15 protein-coding genes are annotated in these 20,997 nt (G+C 45.6%); 10 read left to right on the forward strand and 5 right to left on the reverse strand.

The window, feature by feature from the left end; all coding sequences use genetic code 11:
• The first annotated feature begins 49 nt into the window (after nucleotides 1-49).
• The 8 genes from ACZIX4_RS03825 to ACZIX4_RS03860 are packed head-to-tail and all read left to right on the forward strand — an operon-like array spanning nucleotide 50 to nucleotide 8,913.
• Entirely contained in the window at nucleotides 50-1,279 is a 1,230-nt protein-coding gene (locus tag ACZIX4_RS03825) for a glycoside hydrolase family 88 protein (protein ID WP_463334287.1), read from the forward strand.
• 1 nt (nucleotide 1,280) lies between these two features.
• A complete protein-coding gene (locus ACZIX4_RS03830; protein WP_463334288.1) occupies nucleotides 1,281-2,732 on the forward strand; it encodes a glycoside hydrolase family protein in 1,452 nt (483 codons plus the stop codon).
• A 42-nt stretch (nucleotides 2,733-2,774) separates the two neighbouring features.
• On the forward strand, nucleotides 2,775-4,103 hold the full coding sequence (locus ACZIX4_RS03835) for a sugar porter family MFS transporter (protein WP_463334289.1): 1,329 nt from the start codon (nucleotides 2,775-2,777) through the stop codon (nucleotides 4,101-4,103).
• A gap of 6 nt (nucleotides 4,104-4,109) precedes the next feature.
• Nucleotides 4,110-4,946, forward strand: coding sequence for a 5-dehydro-4-deoxy-D-glucuronate isomerase (kduI, locus tag ACZIX4_RS03840; RefSeq protein WP_463334290.1), 837 nt, complete (start codon nucleotides 4,110-4,112; stop codon nucleotides 4,944-4,946).
• Between the two features lie 33 nt (nucleotides 4,947-4,979).
• Nucleotides 4,980-5,762: a gluconate 5-dehydrogenase gene (locus ACZIX4_RS03845; protein WP_463334291.1), complete on the forward strand. Its 783-nt coding sequence runs from the start codon at nucleotides 4,980-4,982 to the stop codon at nucleotides 5,760-5,762.
• Nucleotides 5,763-5,800: 38 nt separating this feature from the next.
• Nucleotides 5,801-6,814, forward strand: coding sequence for a sugar kinase (locus ACZIX4_RS03850; RefSeq protein ID WP_463334292.1), 1,014 nt, complete (start codon nucleotides 5,801-5,803; stop codon nucleotides 6,812-6,814).
• Between the two features lie 9 nt (nucleotides 6,815-6,823).
• Nucleotides 6,824-7,489, forward strand: coding sequence for a bifunctional 4-hydroxy-2-oxoglutarate aldolase/2-dehydro-3-deoxy-phosphogluconate aldolase (locus tag ACZIX4_RS03855; RefSeq protein WP_463334293.1), 666 nt, complete (start codon nucleotides 6,824-6,826; stop codon nucleotides 7,487-7,489).
• Between the two features lie 50 nt (nucleotides 7,490-7,539).
• The gene (locus ACZIX4_RS03860) at nucleotides 7,540-8,913 is read left to right on the forward strand and encodes an MFS transporter (protein WP_463334294.1); all 1,374 of its coding nucleotides are present in this window, start codon (nucleotides 7,540-7,542) and stop codon (nucleotides 8,911-8,913) included.
• 277 nt (nucleotides 8,914-9,190) lie between these two features.
• On the opposite strand, the gene ACZIX4_RS03865 is transcribed toward ACZIX4_RS03860, so the two are convergent.
• Nucleotides 9,191-10,978, reverse strand: a complete 1,788-nt coding sequence (locus ACZIX4_RS03865) for a glycosyl hydrolase family 28 protein (protein ID WP_463334295.1) — start codon at nucleotides 10,976-10,978, stop codon at nucleotides 9,191-9,193.
• A 322-nt stretch (nucleotides 10,979-11,300) separates the two neighbouring features.
• Here ACZIX4_RS03865 and dinD point away from each other — a divergent pair, with 322 nt between their 5' ends.
• Entirely contained in the window at nucleotides 11,301-12,140 is an 840-nt protein-coding gene (dinD, locus tag ACZIX4_RS03870) for a DNA damage-inducible protein D (RefSeq protein WP_463334296.1), read from the forward strand.
• 151 nt (nucleotides 12,141-12,291) lie between these two features.
• On the forward strand, nucleotides 12,292-13,869 hold the full coding sequence (locus tag ACZIX4_RS03875; RefSeq protein ID WP_463334297.1) for a Na+/H+ antiporter: 1,578 nt from the start codon (nucleotides 12,292-12,294) through the stop codon (nucleotides 13,867-13,869).
• Between the two features lie 511 nt (nucleotides 13,870-14,380).
• Here the strand turns inward: ACZIX4_RS03875 and ACZIX4_RS03880 are convergent.
• From ACZIX4_RS03880 to ACZIX4_RS03895, 4 genes are all read right to left on the reverse strand, one after another.
• Nucleotides 14,381-15,790 carry an efflux transporter outer membrane subunit gene (locus tag ACZIX4_RS03880; RefSeq protein ID WP_463334298.1) on the reverse strand — a complete coding sequence of 470 codons (1,410 nt, stop codon included), beginning with the start codon at nucleotides 15,788-15,790 and terminating at the stop codon, nucleotides 14,381-14,383.
• The gene (locus ACZIX4_RS03885; RefSeq protein WP_463334299.1) at nucleotides 15,790-18,966 is read right to left on the reverse strand and encodes an efflux RND transporter permease subunit; all 3,177 of its coding nucleotides are present in this window, start codon (nucleotides 18,964-18,966) and stop codon (nucleotides 15,790-15,792) included. Before ACZIX4_RS03885 ends, ACZIX4_RS03880 begins: the two co-directional genes overlap by 1 nt.
• Nucleotides 18,967-18,996: 30 nt before the next feature.
• Nucleotides 18,997-20,136: an efflux RND transporter periplasmic adaptor subunit gene (locus tag ACZIX4_RS03890; protein ID WP_463334300.1), complete on the reverse strand. Its 1,140-nt coding sequence runs from the start codon at nucleotides 20,134-20,136 to the stop codon at nucleotides 18,997-18,999.
• A gap of 252 nt (nucleotides 20,137-20,388) precedes the next feature.
• Complete coding sequence (locus ACZIX4_RS03895) at nucleotides 20,389-20,982, reverse strand: TetR/AcrR family transcriptional regulator (protein ID WP_463334301.1); 594 nt, start codon at nucleotides 20,980-20,982, stop codon at nucleotides 20,389-20,391.
• Between the last annotated feature and the right edge of the window lie 15 nt (nucleotides 20,983-20,997).

Raw genomic sequence — 20,997 nt, forward strand, 5'->3', positions numbered from 1 at the left:
TCCAGATCCTGTATACAGGAAATTATGAAGAAAGTAAATTGACAATAAAATGAAAGTAAGTAAACATGTGGTTTCGTTTTTGGCATTAATCATGTTGGTTTCCTGCGGGCCTAAGGCACAGGAGACACAAACAGAAAGTTTTAACACTGATTCGGAACTTGAATATTGTAGTACCCAAGCACTAAAAACACTTAAACTGCTGCCTGCACAAGACAGCCTTCCGCGCAGCATTGTTCCCGGAACATCAAAGTGGCGGTATACAGACTATAAGGACTGGACCAGTGGTTTCTGGCCGGGTACACTTTGGTATATGTATGAGTTTACCGGTAAAAAGGAATTTGAGAAGGAAGCAGGGCGCTTTACCGAATACCTTACCCCGTTGTCGCTTTCCCCTGCTACGGACCATGACCTTGGATTTCAGGTAATGTGCAGTTTTGGTAACGGCTACAGGCTTACAAAAAAAGCTGAATATAAAGAGGTACTCCTCAGGACAGCCGATACGTTGGCAACACTATACAATCCTAAAGTAGGCACCATACTCAGCTGGCCCCGTGAGGTACCTAATATGGAGTGGCCACAGCACAATACCATAATGGATAACATGATAAACCTGGAGCTGCTCTTCTGGGCTTCAAAAAATGGCGGCAGTAAAAAGCTTTATGACATTGCAGTAAGCCATGCCGATGTAACTATGAAAAATCATTTTCGTGCAGATAATACCTCTTACCATGTGGTGGTATACGATAGGGAGACGGGTAAGAAGATAAAAGGTGTTACCCATCAGGGATACAATGACAACAGTATGTGGGCGCGTGGCCAGGCCTGGGCCATTTACGGCTATACTATGGTATACCGCGAAACCAAAGACCCAAAATTCCTGGATTTTGCGCATAAGGTTACAAAGGTTTATCTTGACAGGTTACCGAAAGACCTTATTCCGTACTGGGATTTTGACGACCCAGCCATTCCGAAAGCGCCACGTGACGCTTCTGCAGCAGCAGTTGTCGCATCGGCTTTGATAGAACTGTCGGCATTTACTGATGATGCTTCCCTAAAGAAAGAATATTTTGAAAAGGCGCAGCAAATGTTGGCCGAACTTTCAAAAAATTATCGCAGCGGAAGTGAGAATACAGCATTCCTGTTGCATTCTACCGGGCATAAACCGGCCGGGGGTGAAATAGACACTTCTATAAATTATGCCGATTACTATTATGCCGAGGCTTTATTAAGGCTTAGGAAGTTTAACCAATCGCAGCAAAAAATCGTAGAAAACAATTAGTATGATACGCCATTTAAAAATAAAACTTTCATATACACTTCTGGTCCTGTTTTGCGCCGTGTCAGGGTTTTCACAACCTTTAAAAGATGAACTTGCAGTATATCCGGCTCCTGACGGCGTTAACCTGAATACTGATTTTATAGTAAAAGTACGCAGCAAGGGGAAAGATTGGAAAGTTGTACCTGTTTACGCTATAAAAGTAATGCAGGTAGAGGGGCTTAGCTACAAACCACAGGTGGCATCTATGGCCTATTTTGATTTTTCAGGGGTGTGCGAGGTGTCGGTTACCACGGCCGGGGATATAGAAACGGCCCGTATACGCCCGCTTTCATATAACATACCATTTACCAGGGAGGGGAACAAAACCCTTGTTTTCCGGCTTGATACCCCTTCTAATTTATCAATAGAGACCAATGGTGATATTTTTCATAACCTGCACCTGTTTGCAAACCCACTGAAGCCTGTACCTAAAAAGAAAAAGACGGCAGGTAATTTTATTTACTTCGGCCCGGGGATACATGTTTTACCTGAAGGTAAGCTGGATGTAAAGAGCAACCAACAGGTTTATATAGCCGGTGGGGCGTTTATAAAAGGGCAGATAAATATTGACAACGCACAAAACGTAAAAGTATACGGAAGTGGCATAATAGACCAGGATGTGAGGCTGGGCATACGCGTGGCTTTTTCTAAAAATGTGGAGATAGACGGCCTTTTTGCATCGCAATGCCTGGTTGGCGGATCTGATGGTGTGAAAATCAATAACGTAAAAACCATAAGCTATTTTAACTGGGGAGACGGCATGAATGTAATGGCTGCCAATAATGTAACTTATGATAGGGTTTTTAACCGCAATTCTGATGATTGTACTACGGTGTATGCCACCCGGAAGGAGTTTACAGGAGGTTGTAATAACATTGTTATGAAAAACTCAACCCTGTGGGCCGATGTGGCACATCCCATAATGATAGGTACCCACGGCAGTACCCCTAACCATGATGTAATAGAAAACATAACTTACAGTAATATAGATATTCTTGACCATCAGGAGGTACAAATAGATTATCAGGGATGTATGGCCATAGATGCGGGAGACAGTAACCTGATACGGAACATAATTTTTGAAAACATAAGAATTGAAGACTTCCGTCGTGGCCAGCTGGTTAACATACGGGTTTTTTACAACCAAAAATACTGTACCTCGCCGGGCAAGGGAGTAGAAAATATTTTCTTCAAAAATATAAGCTACACAGGAAACCGCGCTAATATGTCTGTAATCGCAGGTTATGACGAAAGCCGGAAAGTAAAGAACATTGTGTTTGAAAACCTGGAAATAAACGGGCAGCTTATTTATGATGATATGCCGGGCAAACCAAAATGGTTTAAAACAGGCGATATAGCCAATGTCTTTATAGGTGAACATACCGAAGGCATCACATTTAAGAAAACGGAGTAACCAATTAGCAAGCATAAAATATTCCAGAAAGGACTTAAACCCATGAAAAGTAAATTATTATATTATTCGATAGTGGTAGCTATCGCCGGATTCTTATTCGGGTTTGATACTGTTGTAATATCGGGGGCTAACCTGCCCATTAAAGAATTGTGGCACACCTCAGAATGGTTTCATGGCATGTTCATCATGTCAATGGCCCTGTGGGGCACAGTAGCCGGAGCGCTTATAGCAGGATATCCCACCGATAAGTATGGCCGTAAAAATACCCTTATTGTTATCGGGTTCCTGTACCTTATTTCAGCGTTAGGGTGTGCCTTTGCGCCGGAACCCTATACATTTTCTTTTTTTCGGTTTGTAGGTGGCCTTGGTGTAGGCATATCTTCTATAGCGGCGCCCACGTACATATCAGAAATATCGTCGCCAAAAAACAGGGGTACACTGGGTACGTTATACCAGTTTAATATAGTTTTCGGTATTGTGGTGGCCTACCTTTCTAACTTTTTACTCAAAGGTGTGGGAGGGGATAACGACTGGCGTTTTATGATGGGCGCCGTAGCGGTACCTTCGGTGGTATATATTGTACTGATGTTCGGTGTGCCGGAAAGCCCACGCTGGTTATTCAGCCATAAAAAAGACGAACAAAAAGCCCTTGATGTACTTAAAAAAACAGCTGCCGGGCCCGAAGCGCTTTCAACACTCGAAGACATTAAAGCCGACTATTATAGCAGTGGGGCTAATACAGACGGGCTTTTCTCAAAGCGTTATACATTCCCGCTTATACTGGCATTTCTGATTGCCACCTTCAATCAGCTCTCTGGGATCAATTTTATATTGTATTATGCTCCGGAGATATTGGAAAAGGCGGGATTTGCCTCTTCAGAGTCCCTACTCAGTTCCATTGCTATCGGAGTCGTAAACCTGTTGTTTACCTTTTTTGGCATGTACTTAATAGACAGGGTAGGCCGCAAACGGCTCATGTATTGGGGTTCCTATGGCTACATTGTCAGCCTTCTGATGGTGGCTTACGGATTTTACTCGGGCGCTTCAGCGCTGTTTAATTTAACCTTCATCCTTTTGTTCATTGCCTCACACGCCATAGGGCAGGGAGCTGTAATCTGGGTGTTTATCTCCGAAATTTTCCCCAATAAGGTACGTGCAGCCGGGCAATCGTTCGGTTCGAGCGTGCACTGGGTTTTTGCAGCCCTTGTAACACTCTTCGGTGCCATACTAATCAATGCTTTCGAACCGTGGCAGGTATTTGGGCTCTTTGGGCTCCTGATGGTATTACAATTGCTTTTTGTATATAAGATGATGCCGGAAACAAAAGGAAAATCGCTGGAGGAACTGGAAAAGGAACTCACTTCAAAATAATATACTATGACGCGCACACAAATTAGATATTCACATCATCCTGAGGATGTAAAATCATATGACACCACAAAGCTGAGGGAACATTTTCTTGCCGATGATATCTTCCTTCCTGATACAATCAGTCTTATTTATACCATGTACGACCGCTATGTTATCGGTGGGGCGGTGCCTTTAAATGATGCCCTTACGCTATTACCGCCTGAGGAATTTAAATCGGCATACTTCCTGGAGCGCCGGGAACTGGGCATCATTAACTTAGGGGATGCAGGAGCTGTTACTGTAGATGGCATTTCCTATGAATTACAGAAAAAAGAAGCGCTCTATATCGGCCGTGGTGCGAAAGATATAACGTTTACTGCCACGGGAGCAGGGCAACCGTATTTTTATCTCAATTCGGCTCCGGCACATACCTCTTATCCAACCAGAAAAGTGGGGCGCGATGAGGCCGAGATTGTAGAGTTGGGAGACGTTACAACCTCAAACAGGCGTACCATTAACAAACTACTGGTAAACAGTGTATTATCTACATGCCAGCTACAGATGGGGCTTACCGAATTGCACGAGGGTAGTGTATGGAATACCATGCCGGCGCACACGCATAACAGAAGGATGGAAGCCTATTGCTATTTTGATGTGCCGCACGGGCAGGCGGTATGTCACTTTATGGGGCAACCCGAAGAAACACGCCATATTTTCCTAAAAAACCTGCAGGCGGTTATTTCGCCGGAGTGGAGCATCCATTCCGGGTGCGGAACCAGCAACTATTCCTTCGTATGGGGCATGGCGGGTGAAAACCTTGATTATGGCGATATGGATGTAGTAGCGCCGGACCGCCTTAAATAAAAATAAATCACAAATTAATAAGAAAGTAAGAGTATGAGTTTATTTGACCTACACGGGAAAAATGCGGTACTGACCGGAGCCACACACGGCCTGGGCATGGCCATGGCCGAAGGTTTGGCAGCAGCAGGTGCGGCACTGATCATTACGAGCAATGCACAAAGTAACCTCGATGAATCACTGGAGTATTACCGTAGTAAAGGCTATAGCGCACATGGTTATGTATTTGACGTAACGGATGAGGCTGCTGCGGCTGAAAACGTAGCCCTTATGGAAAAAGAGCATGGTGCCATTGATATTTTGGTTAACAATGCCGGGATTATAAAGCGTGTTATGGCGCTGGATATGGAAGTAGAAGACTTCCGTAAGGTCATTGACGTGGACCTTGTAGGTGTATTTATTATGAGTAAGCTCATAGGTAAGGGTATGGTGGCAAGAGGTTCGGGCAAGGTGATTAATATATGTTCTATGATGAGCGAACTGGGGCGCGATAATGTAAGTGCCTACGCATCTGCAAAGGGTGGGCTTAAGATGCTTACCAAAAATCTTGCGACCGAATGGGGGCGTTATAATGTGCAGGTAAACGGCATAGGCCCGGGTTATTTTGCTACCTCACAGACGGAGCCAATACGTGTGGATGGACATCCTTTCAATGACTTTATTATCAGCCGTACACCTGCCGGGCGCTGGGGCAACCCGGAAGACCTTGCCGGGACTGTGGTATTCCTTTCTTCTAAAGCCAGCGATTTTGTAACAGGGCAAATTATTTATGTAGATGGCGGTATACTGGCAACAATAGGGAAACCGTCAAACGAATAGGCCGGACAAAATAATACGGTTTCTACAAAACAAAATATATGGATAAAAGCAAAAGCATTGTCACTTTCGGTGAAATCATACTCCGGCTTTCACCGCCGGGTTATTTAAAGATGCAACAAAGCCGTTCCCTTGAATTTTACTTTGGAGGTACAGAATTGAATGTGGCCGCATCGCTGTCACAGTTCGGCCTTCCGGTACGCCACATCAGTGCCGTGAGCAATGATTTTGTGGGAGATGCAGCATTGTCTGCTGTGATGGGGTATGGCATTGATACTTCATTTATCCAAAGGGTAAATCATCCCCAGGGACTGTATTTCCTAGAGCAGGGAAGCGGGAGCCGCGCCAGCCGTATTGCCTATAACAGGTTGTTTGGGGCCTTTGCCCATATAGCCCCGGAGCAGGTCGACTGGGATGTTGCGTTGCACAATTCCGATTTTCTGCATTGGACAGGTATCTCACCGGGAATCAGCGAAGGTGCTTACCAAACGCTGCTTAAGGGGCTTAAAACAGCTAACCACAAAGGGGTGCTGGTAAGCGCAGACCCTGCCTATCGAAGTAACCTCTGGCAATATGGGCGTGAGGGCCGTGAGGTATTGTCTGAACTTGTAGCCTTGAGCAACATTTTTATCGGGGGTGTAAACGAAATCAACGAGATAATGGAAGCAGGTTTTCCACAAACCGAAGCGGGTTTCATTGCTGCATCCAAGGAATTGATGGGACGCTACTCAGGCATCCGTAAGGTGTTTGATAAAATACGCACGGGTATAAGTGCCACACACCAGAAGATTTATTCGCAGGCCTGGGATGGTACTACGTATTACAAAACAGAGGAGATTGAAATAGCACATGCGGTAGACAGGATAGGGACGGGTGATGCTTTCGCGGCAGGTCTGTTGTACGGGCTTCGCAACTATAATGATGAGGCTGCCCTGCGCTTTGCCAATGCTGCCTGTGTGCTAAAACACACCATACAGGGCGATGTAAACCTTTGCAGCACAGATGAAATCATGGAACTTATACAAGGCGGAAGTGGCGGACGCATAAAACGATAATAATTAAATATGGCACAATACAGCAGGATTAAGGTATTCGAATACATGCGGGAGACACGCATAATCCCGGTTTTTTACCATCATGATGCCGATGTATGCATAAACATAATTAAGGCATGCTATGGGGGTGGTGTACGGGTTTTTGAATTTACAAACAGGGGCGATAACGCACATGAGGTATTCGCGGTATTACAACGTTATGCACAACGCGAGTTGCCCGGTATGATGCTTGGTATCGGATCGGTTTGTGATGCCCCTACAGCGGCTCTGTACCTTCAGTTGGGGGCTAATTTTATCGTATCGCCGTTGGTTAACCCCGATATAGCGAAAGTGTGTAACCGCCGTAAGGTAGCATGGCTGCCCGGTTGTGGCTCAGTTACTGAAATCTCTCAGGCTGAAGAGCTGGGTGCGGAAGTAGTAAAACTGTTCCCCGCAATGCAGGTAGGAGGCCCCGGATTCATTAAGGCGGTAAAAGGTCCTATGCCCTGGTCCAGCATTATGCCCACAGGGGGAGTAGAACCCGATGAGGAGAGCCTGCGCAGCTGGTTTGATGCCGGTGCATATTGTGTCGGTATAGGATCTTCATTATTTAAAACCCTGCCCGACGGCACTTACGATACAACTGCAATAACCCGTGACGTGGGGGCTGCTGTCGCCTTTGCTAAATCATTGTAAAGGATAGGTAATGCCTTTATCCCATACATATAAAAGTTAAATCATCTATTATGCAAGACGGAAATATTAAAAGCGGTGGAAGCTACCGCTGGACGATTTGTGCCTTACTTTTTGTAGCCACTACCATAAATTACCTCGACAGGCAGGTGTTAAGCCTGTTACAGCCCTATCTTGAAGATATTTTCGGATGGAGCAACAGTGACTATGCAAACATAACCGCTGTATTTCAATTCGCCTATGCCCTCAGCATGCTTTTTGCCGGGCGATTGGTGGATTGGCTGGATACGAAGTGGGGTTATGCCTGGTCCATAATAATATGGTCGCTGGCGGCAATGGTGCATGCACTTGCCATTCCGTTAGGTGAATTTATTTCGGCTACCCTGGGTTTTCTGGGAATGTCAGTTTTATCGGTGTCCGTATCGGGATTTATCCTGAGCCGCGGGCTACTGGCTTTTGGGGAAGCAGGAAATTTCCCGGCAGCAATCAAGGCGGTAGCGGAGTATTTTCCCAAAAAAGAACGCTCACTTGCCACGGGTATTTTCAATTCGGGGGCGAATATCGGTGCCGTATTGGCTCCATTAACAATCCCCTGGATATACAGCCATTGGGGCTGGGAAGCCGCTTTTATCCTTGTCGGGATTATCGGTTTTGCCTGGTTGGCCTTTTGGCTTGTTTTTTATGAAAAGCCTCAGCACCAAAAGCGGCTCTCTGCTGCGGAACTGGAGTATATTAATACCGGTGAGGAAAGCACAATGGGGCAAGCGGACGATGAACCAAAACAACAATTAGGTTGGGCACGCCTGCTTACTTACCGCCAAACGTGGGCTTTTGCCGTTGGCAAAATGTTGACGGATGGTGTATTTTGGTTTTTCCTTTTTTGGTTGCCCGCCTATTTGAAAGTACAATACGGTATCGTAGGGGAAGCAGTCATGCTCCCTCTTGCCACAGTCTACACCCTTAGTATGGTGGGAAGCATTACAGGGGGATGGCTCCCGATGTATTTTATAAAGAGAGGCCTTAGCCCATACAGCGGGCGCATGCGGGCGATGTTCATTATCGCGCTTTTTCCATTGCTTATCCTGGGGGCGCAGCCATTAGGAGCACTGTCGGTGTGGATACCCATATTACTTATTGGCTGTGGCGCTGCGGCGCATCAGGCTTGGAGCGCCAACCTGCTTACTACCGTAAGTGATATGTTTCCTAAATCTGCATTGGGTTCGGTGGTAGGTATAGGGGGGATGCTGGGCGGCATCGGTGGTGTTATGATATCCAAAACCAGTGGTGCGCTGTTCGATTATTACGGTGCGCAGGGCCATATTGAAACGGGGTACAGCATTGTGTTTACCTTTTGTTCGGTAGCCTATGTCGCAGCATGGTTGTTAATGAAACTCCTTGTGCCTGCGTATAAGCCTCTTACATCCTGAAAATTTATATTAACTCCAATTCAAAAGTTATATAATTTTAAACCCAGGCATAATTTGTAACCTATGAAAAAAATAATTCTATGAGCGCTATTTTGCAGGTAAGCGCCGCTCTGCTTTGTTTCCTGGTAGGTAAATAGCAGCCGCAAAATATCATAAACAGTACAATAATAAAAACCGGTTACATTGCTGTTTTATAACAATGTAACCGGTTTTTATTTACCCTGATTTTAGCTTTGGTTATCCAATGCCTTGCTAAAATATGTAATGCTATGAGAGCTTATTCTTCCCGTACTATTGCCTGCCTTTTATCTGCCGGTGCTACGGTTTGGCTGCAATTTATAAAATTAATCTGCTCTGCATACCTTATGTAATATCCCCATGCCGGAAGCATGCCGAAAACACTGTATTCGGGGTAATTCCCTGTATATTCACCGGGTTTTTCGGGGACAGAAGTTGCACCACCTTTAAACGGATGGACTTTTACATTATCAAAGGTAACATCCTTCACTTTATAAACAGTACCATCCAGGTTTATACCGCTGATACAACTGCCTACATTGTCGGTAATATCCCTGAAATCTAAATTTGAAAATCTGATATTTCTGATACTGCCGGTTTTTGCCGGGGCGCCTTTTGGCCTGTGGCCCCGTTTTCCGGCAGCGTGTAATATGAAAAAGGCGTTTGCTGAGGTCTGTAAATTTATCTTATCGAAAGTAATATTAGAAAAATCGGCGCCATCCAGTCCTTGTAGTGAAATGGCGCATAAACCAGCCCTCCCTGATCCGTTAATGGCTATATCCTGAAGCAAACAGTTGGTAAAAGCGCCATACGTTAGGGTACCAAATTTTATCTTATTGCCTGTGGTGCCATTTATTGTAACATTTTTAATCGTCATATTATGCACCCCTTTTGCCGAACCGCTCTTGGGGCAAATGGCGTCGTCCTGACATAAGATGGTGCTGTTAGTAATGCTTACATCATGGGAATCACAAATATCAATACCGTCTTTATTTACGCCATATGCCGAAGTATTTATGTTGATTCCATCTACTATTACGGTATTACATTCTAAAATGACAAAGTCCCACATGGCACTGTTCACTATGTCTATATTGGCAACCCTTACATTATTACAATAGGCAACGTACAAGGCCATTGGCCGTAGCGTTTCATCTTTGGTATTATCCCAAATCGTACAATCTCCGTTACCGTCAATCACACCACCGCCGGCAATGGTTACATTGTTTGCCCCTTCAGTATATACAAAGGCCTCCTTCAGTTCCCAGCCGCCACCGCCAAGGACACCGGGCAACCACACATTTGCATTATCTGCATGCTGTGCTATGGCCGGGTATAGGGAATTATCCTGCATGCCTTTCAGTATTGCCGTACGGTCAATCCATAAGGTCATGTTTGATTTTAACCTTATTTGCCCAGACATATAGGTTCCGTCTGATAGCACTACAGATCCACCATCGCCGCAGGCATCTATGGCTGCCTGTATGGCTTTTGTATCATTTGTTTTTCCGTCACCTTTTGCTCCATAATTTTTCACGTTATATTTAGTCCCCGTAGGAGTGCAAAGCCCGTCATCACCAGAAACAGCAATGTTGTCTATATTAGGGCCTCCGTTTGAAGTGTTGGCCGAAAGCCTAATGGTATTGTTCCCCGCGTTAAGGTGCACGGTTACCCTGTCTACCCGGTAATAGTGCCAGTCATCAAAATATGACGGAAATTGTACGTCTTTCACTACGGCACCATTTACGGTTAATGTGCAGGGGCGATTTGTTCCGCCTGCATTGGCATATTTAATTAATAAGGTATAGTCTCCCGCTGTTGCACTATATATGTTATTCCATTCCACATATGAACCGTTTCCTCCCATATCAAGATAACCTGACCCAACGTATGGGAAATTTGACGTGCCAACTGTACAACCAGATGATTTACCTGTATAGTTTTCGCCCTCGTAATAAGAAGTCTTAAAGGTTTTAGCACCTTGGGCACTCACTGTTTTAAATGAAAATGTTGTTAAAATAACTAAAGCCGCCAGTTTAAAATTCATACTGTTTTTGTTTAAAATCCCTTCTCCTTTGCTAAAGTAGCCTATTATGGTGTGAAGTGTTTCTATAGTGGTGTGTCAATCTTTGTTCAAATTGTTCCAATGCACAAAATTTCGTTTCATTTAAAAACAGTTTGAAATGATTGGTTGAAAAATGAGATGATTTGTGTGTGTTTTGAAATTTCGTTTTCTGCTTCAAAACCATGTCAAATTAATTATCTTTGAAAAGCCCTAAAAACAAAGATACTGTTGATATTCCTTAAAATTGTATTCAATTGCCAGGAATTAATTAACAACTAAAACTAACCACCAAAAAATAGTAAAAATGAAATCAGAAGAAATAAAACAGCTTTTTGAACAATTTGAGGAGGCAGCTGCTGAACTTGAGGGGATAGAATGCTGGAGCGCAAGAGAATTACAGCAGCTATTAGGCTACAGCAAATGGGAGAATTTTGAGAAAGTTATACAAAAGGCTAAAGATGCTTGTAGAAATGCTGGAGAACAAATTGAGAACCATTTTCCTGACGTCAGGAAAATGGTAGGCATTGGCTCAGAAGCCGAAAGGGCAATAAGCGATATTGCTCTTACCCGATATGCCTGTTACCTTGTGGCTCAGAATGGCGACAGCAGAAAACAGGAAATTGCTTTTGCACAGAATTACTTTGCAGTACAAACACGCCGTGCGGAACTTGTAGAGCAACGCCTACTGGAAAACGAACGTGTTAAAGCCAGAGAAAAACTAAGCCAAACAGAAAAGCAATTATCAGGGATATTATATGAGCGTGGTGTTGATGGGCAGGGTTTTGCTGTCATAAGAAGTAAAGGTGACCAAGCTTTGTTTAGGCTAAATACCCAAATGATGAAAAAGAAAATGGGTATACCGGAGAGTCGTCCTGTAGCCGATTTTTTACCAACAATAAGTATTAAAGCAAAAGACCTTGCTGCTGAAATGACTGGTCTTAACGTGCAAAGTAAAGACCTTAAAGGACAAACCAAAATAGAGCGGGAGCATATAGATAATAACCTTGCTGTTCGTGAAATGTTAACCAAGCGCGGTATTGTACCTGAAAACCTGCCTGCTGCTGAAGATGTAAAAAAGCTACAGCGTAAGCTGGATGGTGATGAAAAAAAGATACTGAAGAACAGCAAAAAGAAAGGTAAATAACAGTTTAACCAATTTTGCAATTATACTCAAGCCTAACTTTAACAGGAGGTTTTTTATATCGGTACCTTAATGAGGTTGCTAAAAGGTCTTTTTATTTTGTTACAGCATTATCTTATATTTGTGGTGCGTACAAATTCAATCACACACATCTATGCTGGAACATTTCCCGTTTTATTTAGGGCTGGTGGTAGTAATACTGCTGCTGATAATGCTTGCCGATAAAATAAAAGTAGCCTACCCGGTACTGCTCGTCATCGCCGGGGTACTCATCAGTTTTATACCCGGTATACCCGCCCTCGAAATAAAACCCGAACTGATATTTGTAATCTTCCTGCCGCCGATATTATATGAGGCTGCATGGTCAAATTCCTGGAAAGAGCTATGGCACTGGCGCCGCATTATAGGCAGCTTTGCCGTGGTGGTGGTATTTTTCACAGCGGTTTCTGTGGCACTGGTGGCCAACTATATAATCCCCGGTTTTTCGCTGGCTATAGGCCTGCTGCTGGGCGGTATAGTATCGCCGCCCGATGCCGTAAGCGCTGGGGCCATCCTGAAGTTTGTAAAGGTGCCAAAACGCATGTCGTCCATACTGGAAGGGGAGAGCCTGCTGAATGACGCTTCATCGCTTATCATCTTCCGATTTGCCATGATTGCTGTGGCTACGGGGCAGTTTATATGGTACAATGCTGTATTTAGCTTTGTATGGATGGTAATTGGCGGTGTAATCATGGGGCTGTTAGTCGGCTTCATTTTTATCAAAATACATAAAATATTGCCTACCGATGCCAATATGGATATCATACTAACCCTTGTTACACCCTATGCCATGTACATAGCTGCGGAAGAAGTGCACGCATCGGGTGTGCTGGCAGTAGTGGCCGGTAGCCTGTTTTTATCGTACAACAGGCACAGTTTCCTTACCAGTTCGTCGCGTTTGCGTAGCGAAAACGTGTGGCAAAGCATGGTATTCCTGCTAAACGGGTTGGTATTCCTGCTTATAGGGCTTGACATGCCTGAAATCACTGCAGGCCTCAGGAATGAAGGCGTAAGCTTTTATGAAGCTACAATATACGGGTTAATCATAACGGGAGTGCTTGTAGTAGGCAGGATGATAGCTGCATACGGGGCTGTGGTTACCACCTGGGTAGCAGCTCATTTTATTACCGTAGCCGACAGGAACCCCGGTTTTAAAGGCCCACTGGCACTGGGCTGGGCAGGCATGCGTGGGGTGGTTTCACTTGCGGCGGCGCTTTCCATACCCGTAACGCTCGATAACGGTATGCCATTCCCGCACCGCAACCTTATACTGTACATAACGTTTGTGGTGATACTTGCCACGCTGGTATTGCAGGGGCTTACGTTGCCCTGGGTGATTAAAAAAGTAGGGATGCCGAATTTTCAGGACCACCTTTCGGAAGAGGAGACTGAAGGTTACCTGAAACAGGAGCTTTCTAAAGCATCACTGGCCTACCTTGAAGAATGTTCTGTGGGGAAAACCGTGAGCGATGACTGCCTTAATGATATGGTGGTGTACTGGAAAGATTATTATGACCTGAACAACAGCCACGACAGCGAAATTGACGTAAAAATACAACGCGAAATCTTTGAAAGGCAGCGTAAGCAGCTCATCAGCATCAATAAAACCAACCGTAATATTAACGAAGAAATTATCCGCAAATTCCTGAAGCAGATAGATCTTGAGGAAGAGAAGTTTAAGATAACGCAGTAGTTATTTTCGCAGTTACCTGTCCGTTTTTATTTATACAATACTCTGCTCAGTATTTGTAACCACAGAACCCCGGAGGGGTGGCATGTTTATAGCAATTTGAAGCGTAAGAGTGAGCAGAGTTCCGGAGGAACGGCATATCTTCATGATTATGTGCCGTTCATCCGGAACTCCTTAAAACCCCTGATAGATTTTTCTATAAACATGCCGCTCCTCTGGAGCTAAAACTCTTTTAGTAAGCTTTAATATTGTTTGTAAAATCGAGGTCTGTAAGCACAAATTGCTTTGTGTACTTTTTGTTTTCCGAAGGAAAGCCCTGGTGTACATATTATATTATACGCTTTCAAAGAAATTGTGTCCTTTGTGAAAAACCTTGTGTCCTTCGTGGTAAAAATCAACGCCCAAAAAGAGAATCGCTTTTAGATAATATTTGCCCACACGATAGGTATAAAAAAGGAAAGCTGCCCGGCTTTAACACCGGGCAGCACCCTCAATAAACATCAATTAAACACCATTACTTCCATCCGCCGCCTAAAGCCCTGTAGAGCTTTATTTCGGTTGAAAGTTGGTTTCTTTTTATGGCGGCAAGTTCCAGTTCGCTTTGCAGCACGTTGCTTTGTGCAGTTATCACCTCAAGGTAGGTAGCCATACCGCTGCTAAACAGCTTATCGGCATTGCCCACGGCTTTTTGCAGGCTGTTTACCCTGTTTTGGGCAAAGGCTATTTCCTCCTTAAGCTTTTCGGTTTCTGCTAATGCATCCGAAACTTCGCTTACGGCAACAAGAACCTGCTGCCTGAAGGCGATAACCGTCTTCTCACGTTCGGTTTTTGCTACCTGGTATTGTGTCCTCAACTTTTTACCCTGGATTAACGGCTGGGCAACGCTACCGGCTACCAACCCAAACAACGATGCAGGCATGTTAAACCAATTATCCGACTTAAAGGAGTTAAGGCCTCCCTGTGCGGTAATGTTCAGGGCAGGGTACAGGTACGCTTTGGCTATACCCACACGGGCGTTTGCAGCGTTCAGTTCGTATTCCTGTGCCTTAACATCGGGCCTGTGGCTCAGCATGGTTGCCGGTATGCCTGTAGGCAGTTCGCTGTGTAGTGCCGTAGTATTGAGGTTGCCGTTGCGGGCTATTTCACCGGGCAGGGCACCTGTAAGCACACTCAGTGCATTCTCCTGTAGTATAATTTCCTTTTCAAGCTGAGGTACCAGTTGTGCAGCGCGCAGGCGTTGTGCTTCGGCCTGTTCGGCGGCAAGTTGGGTTACCTGTCCCGCATTGAACTGAAAGGTTACCGCCCTCACCGTGTTTTCGCTCAGGGAAAGGTTCTTTTTGGCCACTTCCAGCTGTGTATCCAGCATCAGCAGGTTGTAGTAGCCCTGTGCCACGGTAGCCACAATATTGGCCTGCACCGCTTTTTTAGCCTCTTCGGTTTTCAGGTAATTGGCCAGCGCTTCTTTTTTGCGGCTGTTTATTTTACCCCAAATATCGGCTTCCCACGAAAATGAAAGCCCGGTATTATAATCCTCAATATGGCTGGTATTAAGGAAATTATTAATACTGATGCCGTTCAGGCTATTTTCAGACGGTATGCTGGTATTGGCATTCACATACGCATTAAGCTGCGGTACCTGCCCCCATTTCGACTGGGTAAGCATACGCCTTGATATTTCTATGTTCTTCACCGCCGTTTGCAGGTCGTAGTTGCCCGTAATGGCTTTGCCTATCAGCTCCTGCAACTTAGGGTCGGGGAAAAAGTTTTTCCATTCCAGGTCGGCTATGGTAGCCGTGTCCTTAGAGAAGGCATTGCGGTACGCTTCGGGTAGCTCAGGCTGGGGCAGCGGCGTATCTTTAGATACCTTACAGCCCGCCAGCACCAGTACCAGCAATGCACTATATATAAAATGTTGTGTTTTCATTACGCTTTTACTTTTACGGGTTCTAATTCGCCTTCGTGTACGGTTTCCTCGATGGTTTTGCTCGAAACTTTTTCCTGTAAATACTGGAAGATGATGAACAATACAGGGATGTAGAACAAGCCCAGTATTACCCCCGAAATCATACCCCCGGCCGCACCGATACTAATGGAGTGGTTACCCTGTGCCGATGGCCCTGTGGCACTCATCATCGGGATAAGGCCCACAATAAACGCCAGCGACGTCATGATGATAGGGCGTAGCCTTAGCTTGGCGGCTTCAAGTGCTGCTGCCAGCAGGCTCTTACCGGCCCGTCGTCTTTGTACGGCAAATTCCACAATAAGGATGGCATTTTTAGCAAGGAGGCCAATGAGCATCACCAGTGCTACCTGTACATAAATGTTGTTTGAAATACCGGTTATGCCAATGGCTGCAAACACCCCGAAGATTCCGGTAGGGATAGACAGTATTACGGCAAGCGGCAGTATATAGCTTTCGTATTGGCCAGCCAGAAGGAAGTATATAAAGATAAGGCTCAGGCCAAAGATAATGGCCGACTGCCCACCCGATGATATTTCTTCCCGTGTCATACCCGAAAACTCGTATGAGTAACCCTGTGGCAATGACTGTGCGGCAACTTCCTCCACGGCTTTAATGGCATCACCCGAACTGTAACCCGGTTTCTGTATAGCGTTTATACCCATAGAGTTAAACAGGTTGTAGCGCGATGCGTTTTCAGGGCCGTATACACGTACCAGTTTTACCAGTGTGTTTACAGGCACCATTTCGCCGTTACGGTTCTTCACGAATACGGCACCCAGCGATTCCGGAGTGGCACGGGTGCCTTTATCGGCCTGTACCATTACACGGTAGTATTTACCAAAGCGGTTAAAATCACTCACCTGGGCGCTGCCGTAGTAGGCCTGTACCGTAGCCATAAGGTCTTTTACGCTTACGCCAAGCTGCTCTGCCTTAACGTCGTCTACCTGCATTTCAAATTGCGGGTAGTCGGCACGGAATGAGGTAAATGCTACCGCTATTTCAGGGCGTTGCATCAGGTCGCCAATGAACTTGTTACCCACTTCGCTGAATTTGCCCAGTGAACCTCCGGTACGGTCCTGTAGTACAAAGTCAAGCCCGTCTACGTTACTGAATCCCGGTACGGTAGGGAAGGTGAACACAAAGAAGTTGGCACCTTTTATAGCCGAAAGCTTTTGGCGGGCATCATCCATAATGGCGTTGATGTCCTTAATTTCACCACGCTCGTCAGATGGTTTCAAGAGTATGAAGGCCACCCCGAACGATGGGCTTGACGATTGCGTAAGTATATTGAAGCCCGATAATCCCATAAGCGTACGTTTTGCCTGCATAGGGGCAAGGGCGTCTTCGGCTTCTTTCATGGCTTCAGTAGTGCGGTCCAGTGATGTGCCTGCGGGCATGGAAAGTGATATGGCTATAAAGCCTTGGTCTTCACTCGGTATAAAGCCCGATGGTGTGCGGCGTACCATCCATACGGTGGCAGCAATTAAAACAACAAGGCTGGCCATGGTTACCCAACGGTTCTTGATCAGGAAGCGAAGGCTGCCTACGTAACGGTTGGTAATCTTGTCGAATCCGCTGTTGAACCCGGCAAAGAAACGTTCCTTGAACCCGGTTTTTTCTGCGGCGTGGCTGGTGTCGTGCTGTTTAAGGAACAGGGCAGCCAGGGCAGGGCTAAGCGTAAGTGCGTTTACTGCCGATATGATAATGGCTATGGCCAGTGTAAAAGCAAACTGCCTGTAGAATACACCTGTAGATCCCTGCATGAAACCAACCGGAAGGAATACCGCCGACATAACCAGTGTAATGGAGATGATAGCGCCGGTAATTTCGCTCATGGCCGATGTTGTGGCTGCTTTAGGCGGCAGGTGGCGGTGTTCCATTTTAGAGTGCACGGCTTCCACAACCACAATGGCGTCGTCTACTACAATACCGATAGCCAGTACCAGTGCAAACAGTGTAAGCAGGTTAATAGAGAACCCGAATACCGACATGAAGAAGAACGTACCCAGCAACGCTACCGGAACGGCAATGGCAGGTATCAGTGTCGACCTGAAATCCTGAAGGAACAGGAATACCACAATGAATACCAGTATAAAGGCTTCTATTAGGGTGTGTTCTACCTGTTCTATACTGGCATCAAGCATGTTCTTGGTGTTGTACAGTATCAGGTGTTTTACCTTTTTCGGGAAGTTTTTAGATGCCTTTTCCATCAGCTTATCTATCGCTATCTGGATTTCGTTGGCATTAGAACCCGGCAGCTGCATCACGGCGATGTTAACGCCCGGCTTGCCGTTTACACGGGTAAAGTTACCGTAGGTGTAGGCGCCAAATTCTATACGGGCCACATCTTTAAGGCGCAGCATGCTGCCGTCGGTATTGGTACGTACTATAATGTTCTCATAGTCAGTAGGCTTGTTCAGCTTACCTTTGTATTTAATAACGTATTCAAACGACTGGGTGCTGTTTTCCCCGAATTTACCCGGGGCAGCCTCAAGGTTTTTATCCTGTATTGCAGCCATTACCTCACGTGGGGTAATGTTGTACGATGCCATCTGGCTTGGGTTCAGCCATACCCTCATAGAGTAATCCTTATTACCGCCGAAGATGATGGACTGGCCCACACCGGGAATCCTCTTAATCTCAGGGATAATGTTTATCTGGGCATAGTTCGCCAAAAACGTCTGGTCGTACTGCGATTCGTCTTCGCTGAAAAGGTCTACTACCATGATAAGGCTGTTCTGCTGCTTGGCAGTGGTAACCCCCGCCTGTATAACTTCGGCTGGAAGCTGGCTTGTGGCCTGCGATACGCGGTTCTGTACGTTTACCGCAGCCTGGTCAGGGTCAGTACCCAGCTTAAAGTACACGGTAATAACAAGTGAACCGTCGTTACTGGCAGTAGAGGTCATGTAGCTCATGTTCTCCACGCCGTTTATCGATTCTTCAAGCGACGGGGCTACTGAGCGGAGCACCGTTTCGGCATTAGCGCCGGGGTACAGGGCAGTAACCTGTACTGCCGGGGGGGCTATGTCCGGGAACTGCCTGAGGGGCAATGTACTGAGGCCAATTACGCCCAGAATAGCCAATATGATGGACACGACCGTAGCCAAAACCGGCCGGTCTATAAATTTCTTAAGCATGTTTATTGATGTTAGGTTACTGGTGTTTAATTATTTAGCAGCAAGTTCCGGTTTTATCTTTTCAGGGGCTACAACAGCGCCGTCCTGCAGGCTTTCGAAGCCTTTGTATACAATGCGGTCGCCTGCCTTAACGCCATCCTGAACCAGGTAGTCGTTGCCTGATTTACCCGAAACGTGTATAGGGGTTTTGGCTACTTTGTTGGCTTTGTCTACCACGTATACAAATACCTTGTCCTGAAGTTCCACGGTGGCCGATTGCGGTACCAGTACGGCATGGTCATGCGGGAAGCCCAGCTTTACCTTACCGGTATTGCCCGAGCGCAGCAAACCTTTTTCGTTAGGGAAGCTTGCCCTTAGGGTAATGGCACCCGTTGTACGGTCGAACTGGCCGTTTACCATGTCTATTTTGCCTTTTTGTGCATATTCGGTATTATCAGGCATTACCAATGAAAGGGGAGGGAGCTTGCTTATTTTTTCATTAAGCGTATTGCCTTCGTTCTTTTCGCGGAATGCCATAAAATCAGCCTCGCTTACAGAGAAATAAGCGTGTACCTCGGCATTGTCAGACAGTGAAGTCAGTGGTTGCGGGTCGGCAGCAGAAACAAGGCTTCCCTGTTTTTTAGGCAGGCGGGTTATGTAGCCGCTTACCGGTGCGGTAATCAGGGTAAAATCAAGGTTTATTTTGGCAGATGCCACAGCGGCCACAGCCTGTTTTTTATTTGCCTCAGCTATTTTAAGCGATGCCTTGGCCGATTTCAGCTGGTAATCCGATACTACCTTGCCGTCTACCAGTGGGGTAATCCTTTCTACCTCCAGGCGGGCATTGATAAGGGCAGCTTCAGCGGCATTCAGTATACCGGTGGCGTTGTTGTAGGCTTCGCGGTAGCGGTGGTCTTCAATTTTAAAAATCGGCTGGCCTTTGGCTACATAAGCGCCTTCGTCTACAAATATCTTTTGCAGGTAACCGTCTACCTGCGGGCGTATTTCCACATCGGTACGGCCTTCAAGGGTTACCGGGTATTCCTGCCAGGTATAGGCATCGTGTTGGGCTATGTCGTACACGGGTACCGGTACGGGCTGAGGTGCGCCTGCGGTTTCGTTTTTGTTACCGGAACAGGCATATATAAGTGCTGTAATAGCTACTAAGTGTATATAATAAACGGTTCTCATAACTTTATTAAAATATTTAATGGTGTTAAATGATGATTGAAAAAAATGCCGGTTTTTTTGTTCGGCTTAATAGAAATAAAAGATTTAACGGTGTTAAGTAATGGTTTAAAAAAAATCTAATAGAAGCGGTGTTTTAATTGCATAAGGTTATTTAACGGTGTTAAGTGAGTGAGGTTTAAAAAAGTGCCACAGTGCACTTTCATTGAATTGAATTAAAATATCTAACAGTGTTAAGTATGCTTTAAAAAAAAGTTATTCCTTTATGTAGCGTATAATGCCGGTAATGGCATCTTTAAGTATCTGTTTGTTAATGTCATCGCTAAGGCCCTGGCTAATCATGTTTATAGATATAAGCCCGTGGATAACAGAGAAAAAGGTGAAGTATTTTTGCATTATTACTTCCTCTTCGGGGTCGTTTACACCCATCAGTTCGGCAATTACGGCGCTTATCAGGTCATACGGGCCGTCGCTTTCCGGGGTGCTTTGGGCGCAGCAGGTCATCTGCACGCCATACATCAGCTGGTACATCTCCTTATTTTTCAGGCCAAATTCCCAGTAGGCCAGCCACATACCCTCAAGCTGTTCGGCGGGGGTATCGTATTTTTTCTTGGCGGCATCAAGGTCTTTTGCCAAAAGCTGGAAACCGTCGCAGGTAAGTTCCTGTAGTATGGCTTCTTTGCTTGAAAAATATTCGTAGATAATAGGGGCGGTGTACTCTATCTTATCGGCAATTTTACGCATACTCAGTCCCTGCCATCCTTCGTGCTTCACAATTAGCTTGGCTGCCTTTAGGATGTTAGTCCTGGTCTGTTCTTTTTGCCTTAATATTCGTTCTTTACTCCCCATGACTTAAATGGTGTT

It is taken from the genome of Flavobacterium niveum, assembly GCF_055231775.1.

Bases quoted from the DNA above. Each gene is read 5' to 3' on its own strand.
- ACZIX4_RS03825 (WP_463334287.1), top strand. From the start codon at position 50: ATGAAAGTAAGTAAACATGTGGTTTCGTTTTTGGCATTAATCATGTTG.
- ACZIX4_RS03830 (WP_463334288.1), top strand. From the start codon at position 1,281: ATGATACGCCATTTAAAAATAAAACTTTCATATACACTTCTGGTCCTG.
- ACZIX4_RS03835 (WP_463334289.1), top strand. From the start codon at position 2,775: ATGAAAAGTAAATTATTATATTATTCGATAGTGGTAGCTATCGCCGGA.
- kduI (WP_463334290.1), top strand. From the start codon at position 4,110: ATGACGCGCACACAAATTAGATATTCACATCATCCTGAGGATGTAAAA.
- ACZIX4_RS03845 (WP_463334291.1), top strand. From the start codon at position 4,980: ATGAGTTTATTTGACCTACACGGGAAAAATGCGGTACTGACCGGAGCC.
- ACZIX4_RS03850 (WP_463334292.1), top strand. From the start codon at position 5,801: ATGGATAAAAGCAAAAGCATTGTCACTTTCGGTGAAATCATACTCCGG.
- ACZIX4_RS03855 (WP_463334293.1), top strand. From the start codon at position 6,824: ATGGCACAATACAGCAGGATTAAGGTATTCGAATACATGCGGGAGACA.
- ACZIX4_RS03860 (WP_463334294.1), top strand. From the start codon at position 7,540: ATGCAAGACGGAAATATTAAAAGCGGTGGAAGCTACCGCTGGACGATT.
- ACZIX4_RS03865 (WP_463334295.1), bottom strand. From the start codon at position 10,978: ATGAATTTTAAACTGGCGGCTTTAGTTATTTTAACAACATTTTCATTT.
- dinD (WP_463334296.1), top strand. From the start codon at position 11,301: ATGAAATCAGAAGAAATAAAACAGCTTTTTGAACAATTTGAGGAGGCA.
- ACZIX4_RS03875 (WP_463334297.1), top strand. From the start codon at position 12,292: ATGCTGGAACATTTCCCGTTTTATTTAGGGCTGGTGGTAGTAATACTG.
- ACZIX4_RS03880 (WP_463334298.1), bottom strand. From the start codon at position 15,790: ATGAAAACACAACATTTTATATATAGTGCATTGCTGGTACTGGTGCTG.
- ACZIX4_RS03885 (WP_463334299.1), bottom strand. From the start codon at position 18,966: ATGCTTAAGAAATTTATAGACCGGCCGGTTTTGGCTACGGTCGTGTCC.
- ACZIX4_RS03890 (WP_463334300.1), bottom strand. From the start codon at position 20,136: ATGAGAACCGTTTATTATATACACTTAGTAGCTATTACAGCACTTATA.
- ACZIX4_RS03895 (WP_463334301.1), bottom strand. From the start codon at position 20,982: ATGGGGAGTAAAGAACGAATATTAAGGCAAAAAGAACAGACCAGGACT.